Source organism: Tabrizicola sp. (genome assembly GCF_051645465.1).
In the GTDB taxonomy this organism is placed as follows: domain Bacteria; phylum Pseudomonadota; class Alphaproteobacteria; order Rhodobacterales; family Rhodobacteraceae; genus Tabrizicola.
This window is the reverse complement of the sequence record NZ_JBOFBI010000367.1, coordinates 1-3201: the sequence shown is the minus strand read 5'-3', so window position 1 is coordinate 3201 and position 3201 is coordinate 1. Positions and strand designations below refer to the sequence as shown.

Sequence of the window (3201 nt, the reverse complement as noted above, 5' to 3'; positions counted from 1 at the left end):
GGCCTGAATGTGCCGTTCAAGCTGCTGGGTCAGCACCGACTGGCGAACTCCGAGATCGCTGCGCTTCATTACGATTGCCGGCCGCCCTTAGCTTGACCGGAGCCTCGGAAGATCAAAGTCTTGGTGAATGCGGACAGTCCTAAGGGATCCTTCGGGACAGCGCAGACCTCACGGCGTGGCACCGCACCCGCAGTCACTGGGGGCGCAGTCGCGCCAGCGCTAGCACGGGATCAATTGCCGCCTTGCTCGGCATTTGCCGTGGCCAGCGCCGCAATGGTAGCCGCAAGGGTTCTGATGGCCGAAGTCCGGTCAACCTCCCCGCTGGCTGCTGCTGCCGCGAGAGCATCGGCGGCGCCGAGTATAGCATGGGTCGTCGTGGGCCCCGGGCTTTTGCCAGATGCGCGTTCAAGGATGTCTTCAAGCTCGCTGTGATGCTTTGCCCGGCACTCTCTCCAGAACGCCTGTAGCTCTGGTGAGGTTTGCAGTGCAGCGAAAATCCAGGGGATCTCCGCGCCCGCCGCAAGTGTGCAGTCGATGTAACTTGCAGCGACCGTCCGGGAAACCTCGTCAAGGGTGCGACCACCCGCAGCCAGGGCGTCGCGCATCGACACGGTCTGCCGCTCATCGAACTCACGGTAGAGCATTGCCAGTAGGTTTTCGCGCGTTTTGAAATGCCTGTAGGCAATCGGCTTTGAGACCCCTGAACGCTCGGCCAGGCGGATCAGCGTCAACGCTTCGGCGCCTTCTTCGCGAACAATCAATCGCGCTGTGTCGAGCAGCTGGGCCAGGCGGGCTGAACTGGAGAGTCTTTTGATTTCAACCATCTCGCGGACGTTAGCTCTTAGGTCCGCCAACCGCAACCTGGGTTGAGCTTGCCGGTCAGAACCAAGGCTTGACCCGGCGGATCGGCAATGTACAAAGGCTAAGTTACTATCAGTAACAATAGAGATGCTGGCGCGCTTCAAGCGCCAAGACCAAAGGAGCTTTGAATGCCTGACCGAACTGTAAGCGCCATGCGCGCAGTTGTTCTTGATCGTTTTGGTGGGTTCGAAAATCTAGAGCTGCGGGAGGTTCCGCGACCGGTGCCGGAGGACGGCCAGGTTCTGGTTCGCGTCCATGCAGCGGGGGTGGGGTCGTGGGATGCAGAAGAAAGAGAAGGAGGATATGACGGGATTTTCGGCATGCCGTCGACCTTCCCATACATCCTTGGATGGGATGGAACAGGCGTTGCTGAGGCCGTTGGCCGGAATGTCGGGAAACTGAAGGTCGGCGATCGGGTTTACGCGGCGTCGATGCCATTGCCATCGGGCGGTTTCTATGCCGAGTACGCGGTGGTGGATCAGGAGCATGTCTCCCCGGTTCCATCGAACCTATCCCTCGAACAGGCGGCGGCCATGCCCTGGGATGCCCTGACGGCGCAAAGTGGGATCGACGCATTGCGGCTGTCGCCCGGTCGCAGTGTCATGATCCTTGGAGCAAGTGGTGGCATCGGGCATCTCGCGGTGCAATTCGCAAAGCTCCATGGCGCGCGGGTGCTTGCAGTCGCCTCCGGTGCTGACGGTGTTGACCTTTCGCGGCGACTGGGAGCTGACGTGGCGATCGATGGCCGGCAAGATGACGTGCTTGCCGCAGCCGCTGCGTTCAGTTCCAAAGGAATCGACGCGGCATTGACGACTTTCGGTGGCGAGGCTGCGGACCGGGCCATTGCAGCGGTACGTGCGGGTGGAATTGTGGCTTGCCCGCATGGCGTTGCGCCAACCCCGGAACCAGCAGCAGCGGTCAGTCTCGTTATGTACAACGGTGACCGCAGTCAGCAAGCCTTTGATCGACTGAACCGGCTTGTGGAAACAGATCAGGTTCGGGTGGAAGTCAGCGAGGTCTTTCGTCTGGATCAGGCACAGCAGGCACATGCACGGATTGAGCGTCATTACGTCGGCAAACTGGTGCTGAGAGTAGTCTGAACGGCCTCGCGCGAAGCGGCAGCGATGCCGTTTCGCCAACGCAAGCTTGGGTCGGCGCGAGCGTGGCGTTTCCTAGGAAGTTTCTTCGGCCACAGCGGGTGTCCGCCGCGTCAGCGTCGGCAGGATTCCTGCAACATCCTGTTCTTGGAAGGTAGCACCAACAGGTTCATTGACGCTTGTTTGTCGGAAGCCGCCGTCCAAGTGTACCGCCAGTTTGGCAGCGCCAGACCGCGTACCGCGGGCGATCTGGTCCGTCGTATTTGGTCACGAAACTATAGTGGGGACCGATTGTCGACGACCTTGGACGAGTCAACACCTCGCGCCAGGCGGAGAACGTCGTTTGATCTATTGCCGCGCGGTACAATCCGCTCAATAATCCTGTTTGCGCCCCACAGACAGACTTCCTCAGCAAACCGTCAAGCCGAAGCAGAGGTTTGTTTTAAGCTCGGCTCAAAATGCGACCGGGCGGCCCAGCACAAAAAGATCGTGCGACCCCGAGTGGAAACTCGCGACGTGACCTTCGCTGCGGTGCAACTTCCCAAAGTTGCCGTTACCGCATTGCTGCTCAGTCTCGGCGCAGCAACGTACTTGATCTGGGACGAAGTGGTCGTCGCTTCATGAGAGCAAGGAGCACACTCTGAGCCAATCGATGAACCGGTCGCTGCACGAGGACGCCAGCGCATTCCGGAGAAGGACGTAGCTACCAAACCAAAACGGCCTCGACGCCCGGAAGACCAGTCAGCGCAGAAGCGGCTCGATGACGTGACCGATCCAGTTCGGCTGATCGAGCTGACATCGCATGTTGCCCGCGCAATCTACGAAAGCGAAAGCGATGAACTCGGCCTGCTGCGGCATGCGTCCGGGTTTTCAGCGGAACTTCGCAAGATTGAGCAGGAATTCGAGCGCATACGCTACGACGTGCAGGAAAACCGCCTTATCTTACTCTTCGAAGCCGACAAGGCGCTAGCCGGCCTGTCACTTGCGGACGCCCGCCGTATCCTCTGGATGTATACCGGCCGCGATGTCTATCGGATGATGGTCATTGAAGGAGGATGGTCGCCGGACGTCTATCAGGACTGGTTGTCGAGAACCCTGTTGGACGCGCTGGTTGATCGTCCGGCCAGGAAGTAGTGAAGTACAGCTGATACCAAAACGACAGACGGGGGCTCAGAAGTTGATCCTGGTAATGTCGCAGCCTTACAACGCGAGCCGAATCAGTGAACAGAAATCGCGGCCCATA

Annotated in this window: 3 protein-coding genes; 2 read left to right on the top strand and 1 reads right to left on the bottom strand. The window is 59.6% G+C overall.

Features of this window, described 5'->3' with window-relative positions:
- Nucleotides 1-230 precede the first annotated feature (230 nt).
- Complete coding sequence (locus ACRCSW_RS22680; RefSeq protein WP_438707918.1) at nucleotides 231-824, bottom strand: TetR/AcrR family transcriptional regulator; 594 nt, start codon at nucleotides 822-824, stop codon at nucleotides 231-233.
- Between the two features lie 165 nt (nucleotides 825-989).
- Here ACRCSW_RS22680 and ACRCSW_RS22675 point away from each other — a divergent pair, with 165 nt between their 5' ends.
- Nucleotides 990-1961, top strand: a complete 972-nt coding sequence (locus tag ACRCSW_RS22675; RefSeq protein ID WP_438707917.1) for a quinone oxidoreductase family protein — start codon at nucleotides 990-992, stop codon at nucleotides 1959-1961.
- 762 nt (nucleotides 1962-2723) lie between these two features.
- A complete protein-coding gene (locus tag ACRCSW_RS22670) occupies nucleotides 2724-3092 on the top strand; it encodes a hypothetical protein (protein ID WP_438707916.1) in 369 nt (122 codons plus the stop codon).
- The last annotated feature ends 109 nt before the right edge of the window (nucleotides 3093-3201 follow it).